This is a genomic window from Verrucosispora sp. WMMC514 (assembly GCF_027497295.1).
Taxonomy (GTDB): domain Bacteria; phylum Actinomycetota; class Actinomycetes; order Mycobacteriales; family Micromonosporaceae; genus Micromonospora; species Micromonospora palythoicola.
Window position 1 is genome coordinate 4,519,891 of record NZ_CP114906.1, and the last position, 20,533, is coordinate 4,540,423.

Here is a 20,533-nt window from a genome sequence, read left to right on the forward strand (position 1 = left end):
GTCGTCAGCGGCCGGAACCGGGTCACGGTGCGGGGACGACCTCCTGCCCCAACGGCCAGATCGCCGCCGGGACGAGCTTGAAGTTGGCCACGCCGAACGGGATCCCGATGATGGTCAGGCAGAGGCCGACACCGGCGACGATGTGCGAGAGCGCCAGCCACCAGCCGGCCAGCAGCACCCAGATGATGTTGGCCAGACCCGAGGCCACCCCGACGCCGGGCTTGGGTACCAGGGTCCGGCCGAACGGCCACAGCGAGTACGACGCCAGCCGCAGCGACGCGACGCCGAACGGGATGGTGATGACGAGCACGAAGCAGATCAGGGCGGCGACACCGTAGCCGATCGCCAGCACCAGGCCACCGCCGAAGATGAGCCAGAGCACGTTCAGCAGGAATCGGATCATGAGCCCATGATGACCGCCGCGCGCCACCGGCCACCCGGTGGGCGGCCGGTGGCGCGGGCCGGTCAGCCGGTGACCCCGGTGACGTTGCTGCCGGACCTGGTGACGCGGTAGGTGACCTGGGCGCCGCTCCAGAAGTGGAAGGTGAGGGTGACCGGCGCACCGTCGCGGACCTCGCCGAAGAAGGTGTCGGTCAACGTGATCCGGTTACCCGGGTAGTCGGGTGAGAAGGCCACGTCGAACTCCTTGAACGACGTCCAGTCGTGTGGGCCGGCGTTGCTGCCGTCGGCGTACCTCGCCTCCATGGTGGCGAGCTGGTCGCCGCGGAACTGGGTGGGGATGGCGAACGCTGCGGTCGTGCCGGTGGCGTTGGACAGCACCGGCGTGTCGTAGGTGATCACGTCGATCCGCCAGGGCACGCCGGCCGAGAACCGGGCCTGGAGGCTGGCGTTGACCCCGTACGCCCGGTTGCCGACCAGCCGGGTGAGCGCGCTCGCGGTGATGGTGAGCTGGTTGCCGGAAACCGTGTAGTCGGTGCCCTGCACCAGGTTGGTGCTGCCCTGGCGCAACCCGGAGAAGGTGGTGCCGTTCAGGTTGAGGGTCAACGACTTCGCGGTGATCGAACCGGTACGCGGCACGTACACCTGGTCGGACGACGCGGTGCCGGAACGGGTGGTCCAGCTCGACCTGATCTGGGCCCACAGCTCCGGGTCCTTCCACTGGAAGGCGACCCGGTCGAAGTGCTGGCCGTTGTCCCAGAGCTGGGTGGTGATCCGCTTGGTCCGGGCGTAGTGGCCGAGGAACTCGAAGAACTTGAGCTTCTCGCCCTGCTGGATGGTGCCGGTGTGCCGGTCGAAGCCGAGCAGCCCGTACTCGCCGATCACGACCGGGATGTTGCGGGTCACGAAGGCGTTGTGCACCCGGTCGAACGAGTCGGTCAGGTCCTGCTGGGTGGTGGCGTCGAAGCGGGTGCCGCCGGCCACGTTGACGCTGAACGGCCAGTAGCCGTAGAAGTGCACGGTGGCGATCAGGTTGCGGTCGTTGAGCTGGTTGATCGTCGTGGTCAGCTCGTTGATCCGGGCCTGCTCGGAGGAGGTGTGCAGGGTCGGCAGGACCAGCATCCGGGTGGCGTTGACGCCGCCGGAGGCGCGCACGATCCGGTGGAAGTTGACGTTCAACTCGTGCAGCAGCTCCGCGTTCTGGGCGTCGCCGGAGCTGTTGGCGAACTGCGGCTCGTTGACGCTCTCGAAGTGCAGCCTCGGCGAGTGGTCCCGGAACGCGGCGGCGATCTGGGTCCACAGCGCGTTGTAGCGGTTGAGCACCGTGGTCCGGTTCGTCGGCATCTCGTTGATCCACTGCCACGAGTCGTGGTGCAGGTTGATCATCACGTAGAAGCCGTCGTCCAGGGCCCAGCCGACGACCTCCTTGACGCGGTTCAGCCAGGCCGCGTCGATGGTGTACGACGGGGCGGGGCCGTGGTGGTTGCTCCAGGTCACCGGGATGCGGATGCTGTTGAAGCCCTGTGCCCGGATGGCGTCGAGCTGTGCCTGGGTGACGCGCGGGTTGCCCCACGCGGTCTCGTCGGCGCCGACCGCGTCGAAGGTGTTGCCGAGGTTCCAGCCGGGCTGCATCGCGGCCACGTAGGCCATCGGGTCGCCGGCCGGCGGCGACGTGGGCGGCGGGGTCGTCGGCGGGGGCGTGCTCGGCGGCGGGGTGGTGGTCGGCGGCGGGGTGGTGCCGACGCTGCCGGTGCAGGTGACGCCGTTGAGGGCGAACGTGGTCGGTGTCGTGTTGCTGCCCGACCACGACCCGTTGAAGCCGAACGACACGGTCTGGTTGGTGCCCAGCGCGGCGTTGTAGCCGACGTTGCTGGCGGTGACGTCGTTGCCGGACGAGGTGACCGTGGCGTTCCAGGCCTGGGTGACCCGCTGCCCGGAGGGGAACGTCCAGGTCAGTCGCCAGCCGTTCAGTGGGTCACCGAGGTTCGTCACCGCGACGTTCGCGGTGAACCCGCCCGGCCACTGGCTGGGGGCGGAGTACGTCACCCGGCATCCGGCCGCCGCGTGGGCGGTGCCGGCGGTGATCAGGCCGGCACCGGCGAGTAGTGCGGCGATACCGCTGGCGACCAGGCCGAATCGCCATCGTGTCCTGCGGAGTGTGCCCTTCAGCCCAGCCATGACGCTCCTCGCGTGGTGATGGTGTCAACGGGGTGGCTGGCCGGGCGCCGCCGGTCCACCGGAAACATCCGGCCGGCTCGCACCATAAGTTGGGATCATCAACTTTGTCAATCGACGATTCGCGATCTCAACCCTTTCTCTCCAGGTGGGGAAGGTGACCCGATGGGCAAACAGGGTTGCCGGTCGTACCGCAAGGGTGGAACCGACGGCCAGCGGCTCGGTGGCGGCAGCCGGAGCCGGGCGGCACTGGTCCGGCCGGCGGCGAATGAGCGCACCCTCGTGGGGTAGTCGGCGGTGTGGCGGGGGCGGAGGACGACCGGGGCTGGGCGCGTCGTGCCGGTGACCGGTTCGAGGCCGGGGTCGCCGAGACGGTCGGCGGCATCAGCCGGAAGATCAATTGGCGGGAGCGACGCCGGAGCCTGGAGCTGTACGCCATCCTCGCGGTGCAGTCCGGGGTGGCCGCCGCGCTCGCCTGGACGCTGGCGCACGAGCTGCTGAACCACCCGTCGCCGGTGTTCGCGCCCAGCGCCGCCGTCGGCACCATCGCCGCCGCGATCGGGCGGCGGACCCGCCGCACTCTCGAACTGCTGGTCGGCGTGCTGGCCGGCCTGCTGGTGGGCGACGCGCTGATCATGGTGATCGGCACCGGTCCCTGGCAGATCGGCACCGTGGTCACCCTGGCCATCCTGCTCGCGCTGACGATGAGCCGGGGTGGCGCGGTGGTCACCCAGGCCGGCGGTACGGCGGTGCTGATCGCCACCCTCTCGCCGATCCAGCGAGGGCTGGAGGTGCCGCGGGTCATCGACGCGGTCATCGGTGCGATCTCCGCCGTGGTCGTGGTGGCCTTACTGCCGGTCAACCCGGTGCGCATCATCCAGCGGGCCGCCCGCCCCCTCTTCGCCGCACTGATCGAGCACCTGCACAACGCCGCGGACGGGATGTCCCGGGGTGACGCCGGGGCGGTGGCCCGGGCTCGTGACGGGCTGTACGGCCTGACCCCTCAACTGGCCCTGCTCAACGACGCCGTCTCCGGTGCGGGGGAGGCGGTGGCGGTGTCGCCGGCCCGCTGGCACCGGCGGCGAGAGTTCGAGCACTACCAACGCGGTACCCGCTACCTCGACCTGTCCGTCGGGGGCGGTCAGGAGATGCTGCGCCGGGCGGCCACCGCGGTCCGTGACGGCGAACCGATCCCGGCCGGGCTGGCCGCCGCGGTGCACTACTTCGGTGACGCCCTGGCGTTGTTGCAGGTCGAGGCGGAGAGCGGGCATCAGACGAACCGGTCCGAGCAGTTGGTCCTCAAGGCGGTCGACCGGGCCGCGGAGGCGTACGAGGATGGGGTCGGCTTCTCCGGCAGCGTGGTGGTGGCCCAGATCCGTACCGTCGCCACCGACCTGCTGCGCAGCCTCGGCTGCCACGAGGAGGAGGCCGTCGCGGTGATCCGGCGACGCTTCGAGGCGCAGCGTCACGAGCTGCGGAGTGAGGAGGGGGAGCCGTCGCCTGCCGAACGGAAGGCGGCGTGATCGGCCCGGCCGGACTCAGAGCCGTCCGGCGACCGTCCGGGCCAGCTCGGTCAGTGGCTTGTCGTACTTCGCCGGGTCGTCGAGCCGGACCAGCCGGATCGCCACCCACACCCCGGCGGCCTGGAAGAAGACCGCGCCGTCCTCCAGGTACGCCTCGTCCCCGATTCCGGACAGCGTCTCGAACTCATGGTCGAGGTCACGGTCGACGTCGAGGATCTTCTTGGCCCCGTCGCCCACGTACACCTCCACCTGCGCCAACGGCCCCGACGTCGGCCCGGTGTAGGTGCAGGTCTCGCGGACCGGCACCGGATCCTCCAGGCGGGTGCCGGCCAGCTTCTCGGCGTCCTCCTTGGGCACCAGGGCACAGGCGTCGACCTGCGGTGCCTCGGTCGACGGCTCCGGCTCGGTCGCCTCGCTGGGCGGTGCCGGCTCCGCCACCTCGGTCGGTGGCGGCGGGGCGGCAGCCGGTTCGGCGCTGCCGCCGCAGGCGGTGAGCACGGCGACGGCAGCGGCCGCCGCGGTGAGCTTGAGGTACCTCACGGTCGTCTCCTCGGGGCTGGTGTCACCGGGGCAGGGCGTCGAGCAGCCGGCGCAGCGCCTGCGCGTAGCCGTCGGGCTCCGCGCCGAGACGCTCGAAGCTGCTCAACGTCACGGTGAAGCTGCCGGCACCGCCGACCAGCACCGCCTCGGCGCCGATGTCCTTGACCGCCAGGTAACCCTTACCGTCGCCGTCGAGGTCCGTCACCGTCTGGTAGCTCTGCTCGGCCTGCTGGCGCTGAAAGTCGTAGGTCGTCTCGCCGGCCAACTGGGAAGCGGTCGTCACGGACAGCGCCGCCACCCCCTTGCCGTCGCCGAAGCTGCAGTTGCCGTCGTCGACCATCGACTGGCCGACCAGCTCGGAGACCTGGGCCGCGGTGAACGGGCAGGCCGGGGTCTGGTTGCCGGCACCGTCGGCGGGCAGGTCGAGGTCGGTCTCCGCGTCGGCGTCCGCGCCGGGGCCGGCCGCCGGTGGCGCAGGGTCCGCGCTGTCGCAGCCGGTCAGCGCGAGCGCGGCCACCACCACCACGGGCATGATCAGTCGACGCACGTGTTCGGTTCCCTTCGGACACCGGCCGCGACCGGGCCGGGCAGCTCGACATGGTGTGGGATCGCGCCGGTGAGAAGCCGGTCCGGCGGGAGTGACAGCTCGACGCTACGACCACCCGGCCGTGGATGAATCCGGCGTTTCCCTAGCCTTTGACCGCGCCGGCCGGCGTACCGGCGGTGGCCGTCGACCGGCGCGCCTGTTCGTCGGCGCCACCGACCCGGGCCAGCGCGGCGCCCAGTTCCGCCCGACGGGAGATGCCCAGCTTGCGGTAGACCCGGGACAGGTTGGTCTCGACGGTCTTCGGGCTGACGAACAGTTCGTCGGCGATGGCCCGGCTGGTCCGTCCCTGTGCGGCGAGCCGGGCGACCCGCTCCTCGGTGGCGGTGAGGTCCGACGGTGCGGGCGGCCGTCCGCCGAGCCGGGCGGCCTCGGCCCGGGCCCGCCCGCCGAACACGGTCGCGCCCAGCGCGTCGAACTCGGCCGCCGCGGCGGCCAGTGCCTCCCTGGCCGGGCGCTTGCGGCGGGACCGGCGGTGCACCACGCCCTCGACCAGCAGACACCTGGCCCGGTCCAGCGGCAGCACCTCCGGCGGTACGGCGGACCGCGCGGCGGTCAGTTCGTCCAGGGCGACCGACGGGTCGGCGCCGCTGGCGCTGGCCAGCAGGGCCCGGCTGCGCGCGAGCCCCAGCCGCGTCCAGGGCCGGGGTAACCGCCGGTGCCGCTCCGCCAGCCGGGCCAGGGCGTCCCGCGCCGTGACGAGGTCACCGGCACCCACGCAGGCCTCGATCCAGTCGGGCTCGAAGCGCTGTGCCAGCGGCTCGACCAGACCCATCCGGTCGACCGTCGCGGCGAGCCGACCGTATCCGGTCGCGGCGTCGGCCATCCGGCCAGCGCAGAGCGCCACGAAGGCGCCCAGTTGCAGGTGGATCCGCCGACACCAGTCGTCGTCGAGCCGCTCACCCAGTCGCAGCCCCTGCTCGGCCACCCGCTGCGCCACGTCGAGCCGGCCGCGCAACGCGTCGAGCAGCCCGGCCAGCCAGATCTCCGCGGTCGCCTCGGTGCCCAGCAGCTCGCCGAGTTCCCGGGCGGCCGCGATGTGCCGTTCGGCGGTCGACCACCGGCCGGCGAGCAGCTCGGTCTCGCCGAGGTGTTTGAGCAGGTCGTACTGCGAGGGCTCGTCGCACCGGGCCGCCGCCAGGTCGAGCATCCGGCCCAGCCGTCGTCGGGCCCGCGCCGGATCGTCGATCGACTTCCACCAGATCGCCGGGATCGTGCCGGCGAGCCAGGACGGTTCTGGCCCCTCCATCTCCAGCGCCCGGTCGAGCAGTTCGACGCGGGGCGGTTCACCGGCGCGTACCTCGTTGAAGAACAGGTGCAACAGCGCCGCGGCGAGCAGCGTGCGGTCCCCACCGGCACCGGTGAGCAGGGCGATGGCGGCCTCGGCGTGGGCCCGCGCCGGATCCGGCAGGTCGACGAAGAGCGCCAGGTGGGCGTGGATCCGGCCGGCCAGCGGGGCATCCGGACGGGTCGCGGCCAGCGCCCGGCCGGCTGCCTCGACCGCCGTACCGCCGGACTCGTCGGCACTCCACGCGACCACCGCGCGCAGCAGCAGCGCCTCCGCCCGGACGTCGCCGTCGAACCCGGCGGCCACCGCCTCGGCGGCGACCCGTGCCCCGGGATGGTCGCCGCATCCGAAGCGACACCGGGCCGCCGCCAACAGCCGCTGGCCACGATCGGCCTCGTCGTCGGCGGGGGTGAGCCGCGCGGCCGACTCGTACAGGTTCGCGGCGGCCTCCGGCGCACCCCGCGCGTACTGCCGGGCGGCAGCCGCGGCGAGGGCGTCGGCGACCACCGGATCCGGCGAGGTGCTGCACAGGGCCAGGTGCCGGACCCGTTCGTCCGGATCGGTGACCACCTCGGCCAGCCTGCGGTGCAGGCCACGCCGGACGCCGGGCGGGATGCCGGCGCGGACCGCGGCGGCGTAGACCGGATGGGTGAACTCCACCCGGGCCGCCCCGACCACGAGCAACCCGGCCTCCTCCGCGGCGTCGAACAGCGCGGGGGAGATCCCCGCCGCGGCCAGGTCCCGAAGCAGCGGTACGCCCAGCAGGGCCGCCAGCCGTACGGCGTCCCGGCAGCCGGTCGGCAGCCGGGCGAGCACCTCGCCGAGGAGCTGGTGCATCGAGGAGGCCACCGGCAGGTCCTGTGCCGGTTCCGGGGGTTGCGGCAGGCGCTGCACCGCGCGGGTCACCTCGATGGCGACGAGGGGGTTGCCGGCGGCCTCCCGGGCGATCCGGGCCAGCAGCGAACGACTCAGGGCGGCGCCGACCCGCTCCCGCAGCAGGTGGTGCAGGGCACCCACGCCCAGCGGGGCCAGGGTCAGCCGGGTCAGTCGGCCGGGCCCGGCGTCGAGCCCGAGTGGCGCGATCCGCGGCGCCGGGGTGTTGTCGGTGCGGCAGCTGACCAGGATGGACAGCCCGGGCCCGACCCGGCGAAGCGCGAACCGCAGCGCTCGTTCGCTCGGCCGGTCCAGCCACGGCGCGTCGTCCACGGCGACCAGCACCGGCCGGCCGGCGGCGAGGGCCGCCTCCAGCAGCGAGCGGGTGGCGGCACCGACCACGCGCTCGTCGATGGTCTCGTCGCTGTCCCGCAGGAGCAGCACCACCTCGGCCGCGACCCGCTGTGGGCGGGGCAGCGCCGCCACCAGGTCCGCCAGTGGGCGGAGCAGGTCGGCGAGGGCGGCGAAGGGCAGCTCGGTCTCGCACTCGGTCGGGGAGCAGCTCAGCACCGACCAGCCGGCCCGATTCGCCTCGGTGACCAGTTCCCGGAGCACCGTCGTCTTGCCGATGCCGGCCGGGCCCTCCAACAGCACCGAGCCCGGCTCGCGCAGTGCGCGCCAGGACTGATCGAACACCCCGTCGCGGCCGACGAGCGTACCCCGCATGGTGCGATTCTGGCATTGATGCGGTGGGGCGGCCATCATGCGGACGGTGGCCCGCCCCTGGCGGTCGGCCAGCGCGGCCGTCAGGCGTGCAGGGTGCGGCTGGGCGGGAACCCGTAGGTGGCGTGGTAGCGCGCGGTGAACCGGCTGTGGCTGAGGAACCCCCACCGCGAGGCGATCGCCGAGACGGTTTCCCGCCGCGGGTCGGCCTGCATCAGGTCGCGGTGGGCGCGGTCGAGCCGGACCCGACGCAGGTACGCCATCGGGGTGGTGTCGAGGTGCCGGCGGAACGCCAGTTGCAGGGTCCGCAACGAGACCTGGGCGGCGGCGGCGATGTCGGCCGCACCGATGTCGCGGTCGGCGTACTCCTCGATGAACGCCGTCGCCCGGCGCAGCGTGGCGGTGGTGGCGGCCCGTTGGTCGAGGGTGGACGACCAGCCCGCGCTGGTGTGCGGGAAGACCGCCAGGGCCGACGCGGCCAGCATCCGGGCCGCGTTGGCGATCACCAGGGGCTCGCGGTACGCGTATGGATTGCCCAGCACGACGTGGTGGAGGTAGCTCGTGGTGTGTCGCCACAGACCGGCCAGGGCCGGGATGGCGGGGATCAGCCCGGTGAACCGGATCCTGCTCGCCCGGCCGGCGGGCGCGGTGCCGGTCACCCGGTCCAGCACGGAGGGACTCAGCAGACAGGCGGTGATCCTGCCGGGCAGCCAGCGCATTGAGCAGGCCAGGTCGGGCAGGGTGGCGAGGAAGACGTCGCCCGGCCCGAACCGTCCGTGCGCACCGGCGCAGGAGCGGTCGACGCGCCCGCTGACGACCTCGCAGATCACCAGGGCGGTGGACGGGCAGACATCGATATCGAGCTGGGTGGACTGGTCCAACGTCTCCCACCAGAACGAGCCCGCGTCCACCCGGTGGTGGCGGAACCGGTAGCGGGCGTCGACGGCCGCGCGGATGGTGAGCGTGGAGTGGTAGGCGTGGGCCAGGTAGTCGTGGATCGTTTCCGGGTCGCCGCTGTCGAACCGGTGGGTGGTCGGCACCTTCGTCTTCAATACGTCTCCATCGACCTGGACGGAGGGCGCTTCGGCACGCCGGGACGGCACCCGACGGGACGTGGTGGATCCGGAGAGCGGTAGGACATGCGGAGCCAGGATTCCCATCGATGGTATCCACAAAGGAAGGAGTCCCATGAAGTTTTCGTGGCACATCCGTCGCGCCGGTGGATCTCGCTCGTTGTCGATGTCAGGGGAGTTTCGTTTTCGGGCTAGTCGGTGCGGTCCGGCTTGCGCGATCCGGGCTAGCCAGCAACCGTCCGTGGCCGTGATCATGCGAAGGGTGTCGAACAAGGGCAATTGTTCGCCTAACGGATAGGGGTGGGGCGTTGGAGACCAAGGATCCGACTGACATCGTCCGACTGGCGACGGCTGAGGCACTCCGGCGGGTCGCCGGTGAGACAGACTTGACCGGCATCGTGGGATCCCGCCTGTCCGACCTGGGTGGAGCGCTGCGGGAGGTGCTGCGCTGCGCCCTGGTGGCGCAGCGGGTGGTGGCACCGACGCGACTGATCGCGCTCTGTCGCGATCTCGCCCTCGGGCCGGACGCCTTCGATCTGCTGGGTCACCACCTGCTGGGTGCCGTGGTCGGCTATCGCCCGGGGCCGGACGCGCTGGTCCGGGTGGGCGGGGCGCTCGGACTGGCCCGTCGGGAACTGTTCACCGATCGACATCCCGCGTCGGGCGGTCCGTACCGATTGCCGACCCGGGTCGGCCGACGCAACAGTGCCGCCGTGCGTTACCGCTCCGCCAAGCCACCGGAGCACCTGCCCTCGCCGCCGAGTTGGACCTGCACCGGCTGCGGGCAGGAGTGGCCGTGCGCGATCAAGCAGAGTCAACTGCTCGCGGAGTTCGGCGGGGCCCGCGCCGCGCTCGCGGTCTACCTGGGCTCCTGTCTGCTCGCCGCCGCCCGGGACCTGCCCGGACTGCCGCTGGCCCGGGCGCGCAACCGCTTCCTCGGCTGGCTGCCACGCCGGCCGTTCTGACCGGCCCGGCGGCCGTATGCCGCGTCCGGTGGTCCCGGTCTCGGATGAGCCCGTGACCCCCGGGCGCGGCGGTGTCACCGGTCGGCGTCCCAGCCGACCCGATATCGAGCGAACCTCGCCGGGTGCGGGGGAAGGTCCCTTCTGGAGAGCGGAGAGAGACTCGACCAACCAGACCTTTCGTCGTTTCCACCGGTGGTACCGGGGTGGCAACCGGGCCGGGTCGTGAAGTGTCCGCCACCGGACGGCCGAGGACGCCGAGCCACTCTTGTCGCGGCTCCGGACCGGATCTAGCATCGTCGATAATTCCTCCGGGGGGAATTTCGGTCGAGCGCTGTTTCCGTTGCCGTGTCAATCGAGAAGTGGATGGCTCATGCCTTCGATGCTCGAAATTGCCATGCATCTTTTTCTGCAGATGGCCGTGATTCTGGCCGTCTATCGACTGATCTGGCCGCTGTTTCGCAGGTTGGGGCAGGTGCAGGTGGTGGCCATCATGGTCGCCGGTTTCCTGCTGGGCCCGTCGCTGTTCGGGCTGTTGTGGCCGGCGGCGCAAGAATGGATGTTCCCGCTGACATTGCAGGTCGGCGGCGAGGCCATACCGCACCCCTCGCTGACCGCTATTTATGTCATCGGGCAACTCGGCCTCGTCGTCTACATGTTTCTGGTCGGTTGCTCGTTCGATCTGGGTATTCTCCGTGGGCACGTCCGGCAGGCCGGGGCCACCGCCTCGGCCGGGCTCGGCGTGCCGCTGCTGCTCGGTGGCGTGCTCGGCTGGTGGCTTACCGTCCACAGTGACGAGTACTTCAGCGCCGGGGTGGCCCCCTGGCAGGGCGCACTGTTCATCGCCTCGGCCATCGCCATCACCGCGTTCCCCATGCTGGCGTGGATCGTGTACGACTCGGGTCTGCTGCGCACCCGGCTCGGTACGATGGCCCTGGCCTGCGCGGCCTCGGACGACGCGTGCGCCTGGGTGCTCCTGGCGATCGTGGTGGCCACGGCCGCCGGCGGGATCGGCGGCGGTGTGGTGGCCCTCGGTGGTGGGCTGGCGTTCCTGCTGTTCATGATCTTCGTGGGTCGGCCGTTGCTGCGCCGACTCGACGGCTGGGCCGAGAGCCGACGCGCCGTCGGTGAGACGGCGGCACTGCCGGTGGGGCCGCTGACCGTCACGCTGACGGTGGTGCTCCTCGCCGCCTGGTTCACCGACTTCGTCGGCATCTACTCGGTCTTCGGTGCCTTCGTCGCGGGTGCGGTCATGCCGCGGGGGCGCTTCGTCGACGCGCTCCGGGAACGGGCCGAGCCGCTCGCCGCGTACCTGCTGCTACCGGCCTTCTTCATCTACTCCGGGCTGAACACCAAGCTCAGCCTCATCTTCGAGCCGTCCGTGCTGCTGGTCGCCGCCGTGGTACTGGCGGCCTCCTTCCTGGGCAAGTTCGGCGCCGTCGGGCTCGCGGCCCGGTGGCAGGGCATGACCTGGCGGGAGGCCGGGTCGATGGGCGCACTGGCCAACGCCCGAGGGCTGATGGAGCTGATCCTGCTCAACATCGGGCTCTCCGCCGGCCTGGTGAGCCAACAGCTCTACACGGTGCTGGCCATCATGGCCATCGTGACCACCTTCGCCGCGACTCCGTTGCACCGGCTGTTCGAGCGGGGCGCACGGCGCAAGGGTCTGGTCTACGGCCCCTCCGGACTGGTGCCGGATCCGACCGCGCGGGAGCCGGAACTGGCAACCAGCCGGTCCTGACCGCAGCGGGCCGCCCACCCCGTCGTTCGGGGGTGGGCGGCCCGTCGTCGGTCGCGCTCAGTTCGCCGCGGGTTCCGGCGCCCGGTCGGCCGCGGTCGCGGCCGGCGGTTCCTCCGCCTCGGACTGCTGGTTCCCGGCCTGACCGGCGAACCAGTCGATGCCACCCGGCCCACCTGCCGCCACCGCGGCCGCCGCGCGAGCCACCGGATCCACCACGGGACGTGCGCCGTGCTCCGGCTGCGGGTGACCCGGTCGGCCGCCGGCCACGCCGTTGCGCTCCCGACCCGCCGGGTCGGTGGCGTCGGTGACCGTGCGTTGTGGATCCGACCCGGCCCGCTCGGCGTCACCCTCGGCTTCGGTGGCCACGTCCTCGGCCCGACCACCGGCCGCCGAGGCCACCTCGCCATCGCCCGCCGCGGCGGCGTCGCCACCGGTTCGGGACACCCCGAGTCGGGCGGCCACCATCGGGTACTCGGCGGTCTCGCCGCCACCGGCCGCCGCGGCCATCACCGCCGCGGCCGCCAGATCGGCGACCCGCTTGGCCTCCCGCTGCACCCGGGCCCGGGTCTCCTTGGCGTGCCGCTCGGCGGCCTCGGCCGCCCGGCGCACCTCGTCCAGCCGCTGGCGCTCCGCCACGAGTTCGTGGCTGGTCTCCTCCAGCAACTGCCGCAGCCGGGTCAGCTCGGTCTCGGTGGCGTCCTTGGTGCGGCGGGCGGCGTCGAGTTGCTGCTCGGCGTCGTCCAACTGCTCGTGCAGCTGGGCCAGGGCCTGACGCTGCTCCCCGACCTCGAGCTGGACGGCGTGCAGCTGTTCCTCGGCCGCCGCGGCCTGCTCGTCGCTGAGCTTGCGTACCTCGGCCGCCTGCTCGTCGGCGCGCTTGCGGATCTCCGCCGAGTACTGCTGGGCGTCGGCGATCATCGAGCTGACCCGCTGCTCGGCGGCGGACCGCTGCGCGGCCAGCTCGCGCTCGACGGCCGCCCGCTGCTCGGCCAGGTCCTCCTCGGCCGTGGCCCGCCGCTCGGCCAGCTCCTCCTCGACCGTGGCCCGCCACTGCGCCAGCTCCTGCTGGCTCTTCGACCGGGCCGCCTGGATCTCCTGGTGGATCTGGGTACGCGCCGAGGTGGTGAGCGCCTCCGCCGCCGAGCGGGCCTGCTCGACCTGCTGGCGGCACTGCTCGCCGATCCGCTGCGCCTCCTGTTGCGCGCGCTCGTGCGCGGCCTCCCCGTCGGCGCGCAGCTTGTCGGCCCGCTCGCGGCTCTCGGCCAGCTCCGCGTCGGCGGCGGCCCGCAGCTCCTCGTACGTCTTCTCGTGCTCGGCCCGCCGGCCGGCCAGCTCCTCCTCGAGGTCGGCAAGCGCCTTGACCGTGCGTTCCCGCGCGTTGGCGAGCGTCTTCTCCGCCTCCGCCTGGAGCTTGGTGGCCCGCTGGCTGTGCGTCTCGATGATCGCCGCGGCCTGCTTCTCGGCCAGGTCCAGGATCTGGCCGACCATCGGGCCGACGTCCTGGAAGGTGGCCTTGTCCACTTGCGCCGGTCGCTGCCGCAGCTCGGCCATCTCGCCCTGCACCGCCTGAAGCTTTCCGGTCAGCTCCCGTAGCTGGGCGGTGGCCCGGTCCCGTTCCGCCGAGACCGCGGCGAGCCGGCCGTCGATCTGCTCGACGTAGCGTTCCACCTGCCGTTTGTCGTACCCACGCAGGGCGACCTCGAAGTTCGGCCGCGAGGCCAGGTCGTCGCGGACTGCGAACGGTTCCTCGCCGATGGACATGCCCCATCCTCCGTAGGATCGAAGAGCGCCACGCCGGCGGGCCGGCGGCGGATGACGCGCAACGTTACCGCTGCTCCGACTGCTCTGTCGTCCCACCCCGGTACGGATTTCGGGCCGCCTGACGGGTGGCCCGGCATCGGCGTCCCGGCCCGATCGCAGGTGGCGGCTCGTCACGGCGTGCGCCACCGGGGCTGGCCGGCGAGGCGGCTCGGCGCATCGACGGCGGTCCAGCAACGCCGAGTGACGGTCGGGGTTCGGAAGGGTGAGACGGACCCACGTCTTGACAGGCAATTAGGTTAGGTTAGCCTAACCATATGTCGAGCGGACTGATGTCGAACGACGCCGAGCAGAGCCTACGCGGTGTCGACCTGTGCCTGGGCTACCACGGCACGACGGTGGTGCACGGCGCGGGTATCGCCCTGCGTGCCGGCACGGTGACCGCTCTCGTCGGCCCCAACGGCAGTGGCAAGTCCACCCTGTTGCGGGCGCTGGCCCGGCTCCATCCGGTGGACCGCGGCAGCGTGCTGTTCGCCGACGGCATCGCCGCCGCGGGCCTGCCCGCCAAGGAGTACGCCCGCCGGGTCACCCTGCTCGCCCAGAGCAGGCCGGTCCCCAACGGCGTCACCGTCCGCGACGTCGTCGGCTACGGCCGCCACCCCTACCGGGGCCGGTGGCGCGCGGACGACCCGGACGGCCCGGGCGCCATCGCCCGCGCCATGGAGGTCACCGGCGTCAGTGTGATGGCCGGTCGGCCGGTGGACGAGCTCTCCGGTGGCGAGTTGCAGCGGGTCTGGTTGGCCACCTGCCTGGCCCAGGACACCCCGGTGCTGCTGCTCGACGAGCCCACCACCTTCCTCGATCTGCGGTATCAGGTCGGGATTCTCGACCTGATGCGTGACCTCGCCGACGACCACGGCGTCGCGGTCGGCGTCGTGCTGCACGACCTCAACCAGGCCGCCGCGGTGGCCGACGAGGTGGTCCTGCTGCACGGTGGCCGGGTCCGCGCCACCGGCACCCCGGTCGAGGTCTTCACCGAACCGGATCTGACCGAGACCTACGGCATCCGGATCGAGGTCAGCACCGACCCGCTCAGCGGGTTGGTGACGACTCGCCCTGTGGGCCGACACCTGGCCCGAGTCCCGGTCTGAGCACAGACCGGTCACGACACCCACCCGAGAAAGAACATCATGTCCCGTACCCGTGTAACCGCCCTGCTGGCTGCCGCCACCGCGGTGCTGCTGGCCGCCTGCGGCACCACCGAGAACACCACCGAGCCCGCCGCCGCCACCTCCGCCGCCAGCGGCCCGGTCACCGTCACCGACAGCCGCGGCAAGGAGGTCAAGCTCGACGCCCCCGCGACCAAGGTTGTCGGTCTCGAATGGGGCGAGGTCGAGATGCTCGTCAGTCTCGGCGTCATGCCGGTCGGCGTCGCCGACCCCGAGGGGTACGCGACCTGGGTCAGCGCTGCCAAGCTCGACCCGGGCGTCAAGGACGTCGGCACCCGCGGCGAGCCGAGCATCGACTCCATCGTGGCGTTGCAGCCCGACCTCGTGGTCATGGAGGACGACCGGGGTGCCAACGTCATCACCCAGCTGGAGAAGTACGTCCCGGTCGTCGTGACCAAGGGCAGCGACGCCTCGGACAACCTCGGCCGGATGCGGGCCGACCTGAACATGATCGCCGCCGCGGTCGGCAAGACCGCCGAGGCGGAGAAACTGCTCGCCGACTTCGACGCCGCCATCGCCGACGGCAAGAAGAAGATCGCCGACGCCGGTGCCGCCGGCAAGCCGTTCGCCATCGCCGACGGCTGGAAGGAAGGCAGCACGGTCAGCATCCGGATGTTCGGCGAGGGCGCGCTGGTCTCCCAGATCGGCATCCAGCTCGGCCTCACCAACGCGTGGACCGGCGAGACCGACCCGGCGTGGGGCCTGGGTCAGACCGACGTCGAGGGCCTGACCGTGCTCAAGAGCCCGGACCTGCACTTCTTCTACAACGCCTCGGACGGCACCGACGTCTTCGCCGACGGGCTGAACAGCAACGCCATCTGGAAGTCGCTGCCCTTCGTCAAGCAGGGCAACCTGCACCGGATGCCCGACGGAATCTGGACCTTCGGCGGGCCGCTGTCCGGCAAGCAGTACATCGACCAGCTCGTCACCACCTACGCGGGGTGACCATGCTGTCCGCGCCCTCGCGTCCGGAGCCGGCTGTCCAGCCGGCTCCGGCCGGGCGCGCCTCGGTTCCGCGCGTCGTCGGAATCTTCCTCGCGGCCACCGCGCTGCTGCTGGTGGTCGTGGCGGTGCACCTCACCCAGGGCACCTCCACCGTGGGCGCGCTCGACCTGCTCCGCCTGCTGACCGGCGGTGACGACGAGACCGCCCGGGTGTTCGTCGCCTCCCGGGTGCCCCGGCTGCTCGCCGGACTCACCATCGGTGTCGCCCTCGGCTTCGCCGGCGCGGCGTTGCAGTCGATCGCCCGCAACCCGCTCGCGTCCCCGGACACCCTCGCCGTCAACGCCGGTGCCCACCTCGCCATCGTCTCGGTGGCCGCGTTCGGCATCGCGCTGCCCGCGTTGCCCGCCGGTGGCCTGGCCTTCTGCGGGGGCCTCGCCGCCGCCGGCCTGGTCATGGCGATGTCCTCCGGCGGCCAGGCCGGCACCACCCGGCTGATCCTCGCCGGCTCGGCCACCGCGCTGGCGCTCAGCTCGGTGACCATGCTGCTGCTCCTGCTGTTCGAGCAGGCCACCATCGGCCTGTTCGCCTGGGGCAACGGTTCGCTGGTGCAGAGCGACCTGGACACCCTCACCCAGCTCGCCCCCGTGATCGTGGCCGCCGTGGCGACGCTGATGTTCTTCGGCCACCGCCTCGACATCCTCGCCCTCGGCGACGACACGGCCACCGTGCTCGGCATCGACGTACGCCGTACCCGGCTGGTCGTCACCGTGCTGGCGGTGCTGCTGTCCGCCGCGGCGGTCACCCTCACCGGCCCGGTCGGCTTCGTCGGCCTCTGCGCGCCGGTGATCGTCCGGCTGCTCGGCCCCCTGGTGCCCGGTGTCCACCGGCACCGGATCCTGCTGCCGCTGTCCGGCATGGCCGGCGTCATCATCGTCCTCGGCTCCGACGTGCTGCTGCGAGCCCTGATGGGTGGCCAGGCCGGCGTCGACATCCCGACCGGCGTGGTGACCACCCTGTTCGGCGCGGGCATCCTCATCTGGCTGGCCCGTCGGCACCGCGACGCCGGCCCCACCCGCCGCCCCGCCGGCGGCCACGCCGCCGTACGCTCCGCGGCCTTCCACCGCACCGTGGTGGCGGTCGCCGCCACGGTCACCGTCGCGGCGGTGCTGCTCGGCATGCTCGCCGGGGACACCTGGCTGCTGCTCGGCGACATCGTCAACTGGATCAACGGCAGCACCGGGCCGGCGTACACCTTCGTGCTGGACCAACGGTGGCCGCGCGTCGCCGCGGCGATGCTGGCCGGCGCGGCCCTGGCGGTCGCCGGCACCACCGTGCAGGCGGTCTGCCGCAACCCGCTGGCCGAGCCCGGCATCCTCGGCATCACCGCCGGGGCCGGACTGGGCGCGGTATCGCTGCTCACCTTCGTGCCGCTGGCCGGCGTCTGGGCCGTCTCCGGGGTCGCCGGACTCGGTGCCATGCTGGCCTTCGCCCTGGTGTACGGCGCGGCGTGGCGCGGTGGTCTCAGCTCCGACCGGCTGGTCCTGATCGGCTTCGGTGCCTGGCAGGGCGGCATGGCCATGATCACCTTCATGATCGTCGCGTTCGACCCCTGGAACACCGGCAAGGCTCTCACCTGGCTCTCCGGCTCCACCTACGGGCGGACCGCGACGCAGGTGCTGCCGGTGGCGATAGCCCTGCTGGTGCTCACGCCGGCCGTGGTCGCCGCCCGGCGCGAGCTGGACCTGATGACGCTCGACGACGACACCCCACGGGTGCTCGGCGTCCGGCTGGAACGCACCCGACTGATCGCGCTCGGCGCGGCGGCCCTGCTCACCTCGACGGCGGTGTCCGCCGTCGGTGTGATCGGTTTCGTCGGCCTGGTCGCTCCGCACGCGGCCCGGGCTCTCGTCGGCGGCCGGCACACCCGGGTGCTCCCGGTCGCCGCGCTGCTCGGCGCGGCCCTGGTCAGCCTCGCCGACACGCTCGGCCGCACCGTCATCGCTCCGGCTCAGATACCCGCCGGGCTGGTCACCGCCATGATCGGCACCCCCTACTTCGTCTGGCTGCTGTGGCGGTCCCGCGCCGCCACCCCGTCCCGGTAAGCGCACCGACCCGACCCGGAGAGGCATCATGACCCACACTCTGCCCGTCGCACCGTGGCGGCTGTTCGCCGTCGAGGTCCGCGCGGTACGTCGGCTCAGCCCGTCCTTCGTCCGGGTCACCTTCACCGGTCCCGACCTGGACCGCTTCGCCGACAACGGCTACGACCAGCGGATCAAGCTGGCGTTGCCGCTGCCCGGCCAGGCCGGCGTGCTCCTTCCGCAGGGGCCGGACTGGTACGCGCGGTGGCGGGCCCTGCCGGATCACCAGCGCAACCCGATCCGGACCTACACCGTGCGCGCGGTCCGGCCGTACCTGAGCGAGGTCGACGTCGACCTGGTGCTGCACGGCGACGGTGGACCGGCGACCCGGTGGGCCCGCCGGGTCCGCCCCGGTGACGAGATCGCCATCGTGGGCCCGGACTCGGCGTACGGCGGTGACCACGGCGGCGTCGAGTTCCGGCCCCCGTCGACCGGTCGCCTGCTGCTGGCCGGGGACGAGACGGCGGTGCCGGCGATCAGCGGCATCTGCGAGCGGCTGCCACTCGACGCGCGCGGTCGGGTGCTGCTGGAGGTCCCCGAGGCCGGCGACGCGCTGTCGCTGGTCACGCCGCCCGGTGTCGAGGTGACCTGGCTGCCCCGGGGTGCCAGTGGGCACGGCAGCCGGCTCGTCGCCGCCGTCGCCGCGGCCGCAGACGAACTGCTGGCCAGCACCCCGGTCACCGGCGACGGCCCGGTACCGGAACCGGTCGACGAGGTGGACGAGGACCACGAGATCCTCTGGGAGGTACCCGACGCACACCCGACCGCCCCGCTCTACGCCTGGCTGGCCGGAGAGGCCGGAGTCATCCGTACCCTCCGCCGGCACCTGGTCACCGAACGCGGCCTGGACCGCCGCGCGGTGGCCTTCATGGGCTACTGGCGCCACAACCACCCCTCCTGACCCTCATCGACCCCACCCCACCCGCCGCCCCAGGGGCGGGAGCGGTCTGTCAGGGGAGGGGGTGGGAGATGTTGCGGGCGTGGTCGGTGAGGGCGGCGGCGACCACCGTGGCTTCCAGCGGGAGCACCTCGAGGCAGCGGCGGACGGCGGGGGCCATCAGCGCGTTGGGGACGCGCATGGACAGAGTGCAGTGCGGCACCCACCGGCCGGGCCGGTAGTGCTCCACCAGCGGCACCCCGCCCGCGACGAGCAGGTCGTGCACCCGCCGGTGGTGCGCCAGCAGCTCCGGGGTGGGTACCGGGCCCAACCAGAGCACCCGACCGACGAACTGGCCGGCATGCTGGAACGACAACCGCAGCGGCGCCGCCACCGTGGTGCCGGCCAGCGCCGCCGTCACCTGCTCCGGGTCGAAGCGCGGCGCGACCGCGAGCGAGACGTGTGGCCGGTGCCGCTGCGCCAGCAGGGAGCGCATGCTCTGCACCCCCTCGGCCTCCAGGGCGTCCCACAGCACGCGGATCCGCCGGGTGGCGACGGTGTCCAGGTACAGCTCCAACGCGGCGACCACATGATCACTGTAGAGGGGCGCGTCGTCGGGCGACTCACGGCACGATCACGGCCCGACCTTCCAGACTGCCGTCCTGCATCATCCGGTACGCGCGCATCGCCTCGTCCAGCCCGAACGTGGTGGTCTTCGGTCGTACCAGTCCGCGCGCACCCAGGTCGAGCACCTCGAGCAGCTCTGGACGGCTGCCCCAGTAGGTGGTCTGGATGCTGACCTCGTACGGCACGGAGAAGAAGCCGACCGACAGCGAACCCCCGCCGAGCCCCACGATGGTCAGGTCACCCACGGTCCGGGCGGCGGCGACGCCCAGCCTGAGCGTGGCGTCGGCGCCGACGAAATCGAGCACTACGTCGGCGCCCCGGCCGCCGGTGGCCCGGCGGATCTCCTCGGCGGTGCCTTCGGCCGAGCGCATCGTCAGGTCGGCTCCGCACTCCTCGGCGAGCCGCAGCGCCTCCTCCCGGGTGTCCACCGCGACGACCCGGGCGGCGGTGGTCGCCTTGAGGATCTGCACCCCGACGTGCCCGAGCCCACCGACGCCGATCACCACCGCGGTGCTGCCCGGTGGCAGCTTCGGCCACGACCGGCGGATCGCATGGTACGGGGTGAGCCCCGCGTCGGTCAGTGGCGCGGCGTCGACCGGATCGAGCCCGTCCGGCAGCGGCAGCACGTGCCGAGCGTCCGGCACCAGCTCGTACTCGGCCATTCCGCCGTCCAGGCCGAGGCCACCACCACCGCCCGGCACCGGCGCGGCGGCCGGGTTCTCGCAGTAGTTGTCGACACCGACCCGGCAGCGGGCGCAGCGACCGCAGCCCCACGGGCCGTAGACCGCCACCGGCTGACCCACCTCCAGCCCGGTCACCCCGGAGCCGAGCCGGTGCACCCAGCCCGCGTTCTCGTGGCCGAGCGTGAACGGCGGATTCCAGGGCAGGCCGCCGGCCTCGAAGTCGTGCATCAGGTGCAGGTCGGAATGGCAGGCACCGGCGGCTCCGATCCGCACCACCACCTGGCCCGGGCCGGGTGTCGGGTCGTCGACCTCGACCAGTTCCGGCTCGGTCTTCCAGGCGGGCAGCCGCAGTGCACGCATCGCTGTCTCCCG

The 20,533-nt window shown here is 72.5% G+C and carries 17 protein-coding genes; 8 read left to right on the forward strand and 9 right to left on the reverse strand.

The window, feature by feature from the left end; genetic code table 11:
• Positions 1–22 precede the first annotated feature (22 nt).
• Together O7597_RS21085 and O7597_RS21090 are read right to left on the reverse strand one after the other, a co-directional pair.
• Positions 23–403 (reverse strand): YccF domain-containing protein, encoded by a 381-nt coding sequence (locus tag O7597_RS21085; RefSeq protein WP_281580495.1) that lies wholly within the window; start codon positions 401–403, stop codon positions 23–25.
• 62 nt (positions 404–465) lie between these two features.
• The gene (locus O7597_RS21090; RefSeq protein ID WP_269739029.1) at positions 466–2,577 is read right to left on the reverse strand and encodes a cellulase family glycosylhydrolase; all 2,112 of its coding nucleotides are present in this window, start codon (positions 2,575–2,577) and stop codon (positions 466–468) included.
• A 162-nt stretch (positions 2,578–2,739) separates the two neighbouring features.
• Here O7597_RS21090 and O7597_RS21095 point away from each other — a divergent pair, with 162 nt between their 5' ends.
• The gene (locus O7597_RS21095; protein WP_269739028.1) at positions 2,740–2,865 is read left to right on the forward strand and encodes a hypothetical protein; all 126 of its coding nucleotides are present in this window, start codon (positions 2,740–2,742) and stop codon (positions 2,863–2,865) included.
• An 8-nt stretch (positions 2,866–2,873) separates the two neighbouring features.
• On the forward strand, positions 2,874–4,097 hold the full coding sequence (locus O7597_RS21100) for an FUSC family protein (protein WP_281580496.1): 1,224 nt from the start codon (positions 2,874–2,876) through the stop codon (positions 4,095–4,097).
• Positions 4,098–4,112: 15 nt separating this feature from the next.
• Here O7597_RS21100 and O7597_RS21105 read toward each other — a convergent pair whose 3' ends face one another.
• The 4 genes from O7597_RS21105 to O7597_RS21120 all read right to left on the reverse strand — a co-directional run bounded on the left by O7597_RS21105 (position 4,113) and on the right by O7597_RS21120 (position 9,177).
• On the reverse strand, positions 4,113–4,637 hold the full coding sequence (locus O7597_RS21105; RefSeq protein ID WP_269739026.1) for a hypothetical protein: 525 nt from the start codon (positions 4,635–4,637) through the stop codon (positions 4,113–4,115).
• A 22-nt stretch (positions 4,638–4,659) separates the two neighbouring features.
• A complete protein-coding gene (locus O7597_RS21110) occupies positions 4,660–5,184 on the reverse strand; it encodes a hypothetical protein (protein WP_269739025.1) in 525 nt (174 codons plus the stop codon).
• A gap of 142 nt (positions 5,185–5,326) precedes the next feature.
• Positions 5,327–8,128 (reverse strand): LuxR family transcriptional regulator, encoded by a 2,802-nt coding sequence (locus O7597_RS21115; RefSeq protein WP_269739024.1) that lies wholly within the window; start codon positions 8,126–8,128, stop codon positions 5,327–5,329.
• Between the two features lie 80 nt (positions 8,129–8,208).
• Positions 8,209–9,177 (reverse strand): AraC family transcriptional regulator, encoded by a 969-nt coding sequence (locus O7597_RS21120; protein ID WP_281580497.1) that lies wholly within the window; start codon positions 9,175–9,177, stop codon positions 8,209–8,211.
• 407 nt (positions 9,178–9,584) lie between these two features.
• Between O7597_RS21120 and O7597_RS21125 the strand changes: the two genes are divergently transcribed.
• A complete protein-coding gene (locus tag O7597_RS21125) occupies positions 9,585–10,163 on the forward strand; it encodes a hypothetical protein (RefSeq protein ID WP_269739022.1) in 579 nt (192 codons plus the stop codon).
• A gap of 412 nt (positions 10,164–10,575) precedes the next feature.
• Positions 10,576–11,901, forward strand: a complete 1,326-nt coding sequence (locus tag O7597_RS21130; protein WP_269739021.1) for a cation:proton antiporter — start codon at positions 10,576–10,578, stop codon at positions 11,899–11,901.
• Between the two features lie 57 nt (positions 11,902–11,958).
• On the opposite strand, the gene O7597_RS21135 is transcribed toward O7597_RS21130, so the two are convergent.
• Complete coding sequence (locus tag O7597_RS21135) at positions 11,959–13,662, reverse strand: hypothetical protein (RefSeq protein ID WP_269739020.1); 1,704 nt, start codon at positions 13,660–13,662, stop codon at positions 11,959–11,961.
• A 314-nt stretch (positions 13,663–13,976) separates the two neighbouring features.
• Between O7597_RS21135 and O7597_RS21140 the strand changes: the two genes are divergently transcribed.
• The 4 genes from O7597_RS21140 to O7597_RS21155 are packed head-to-tail and all read left to right on the forward strand — an operon-like array spanning position 13,977 to position 18,875.
• The gene (locus O7597_RS21140) at positions 13,977–14,810 is read left to right on the forward strand and encodes an ABC transporter ATP-binding protein (RefSeq protein ID WP_281580498.1); all 834 of its coding nucleotides are present in this window, start codon (positions 13,977–13,979) and stop codon (positions 14,808–14,810) included.
• A gap of 39 nt (positions 14,811–14,849) precedes the next feature.
• Positions 14,850–15,833: an iron-siderophore ABC transporter substrate-binding protein gene (locus tag O7597_RS21145; RefSeq protein ID WP_269739018.1), complete on the forward strand. Its 984-nt coding sequence runs from the start codon at positions 14,850–14,852 to the stop codon at positions 15,831–15,833.
• 5 nt (positions 15,834–15,838) lie between these two features.
• Entirely contained in the window at positions 15,839–17,935 is a 2,097-nt protein-coding gene (locus O7597_RS21150; RefSeq protein ID WP_332317172.1) for an iron ABC transporter permease, read from the forward strand.
• A gap of 28 nt (positions 17,936–17,963) precedes the next feature.
• Entirely contained in the window at positions 17,964–18,875 is a 912-nt protein-coding gene (locus O7597_RS21155) for a siderophore-interacting protein (RefSeq protein ID WP_269739017.1), read from the forward strand.
• 49 nt (positions 18,876–18,924) lie between these two features.
• Here O7597_RS21155 and O7597_RS21160 read toward each other — a convergent pair whose 3' ends face one another.
• Both O7597_RS21160 and O7597_RS21165 read right to left on the reverse strand, forming a co-directional pair.
• Positions 18,925–19,440 (reverse strand): 2'-5' RNA ligase family protein, encoded by a 516-nt coding sequence (locus tag O7597_RS21160; protein WP_269739016.1) that lies wholly within the window; start codon positions 19,438–19,440, stop codon positions 18,925–18,927.
• Positions 19,441–19,474: 34 nt separating this feature from the next.
• A complete protein-coding gene (locus O7597_RS21165; protein ID WP_269739015.1) occupies positions 19,475–20,521 on the reverse strand; it encodes an NAD(P)-dependent alcohol dehydrogenase in 1,047 nt (348 codons plus the stop codon).
• Between the last annotated feature and the right edge of the window lie 12 nt (positions 20,522–20,533).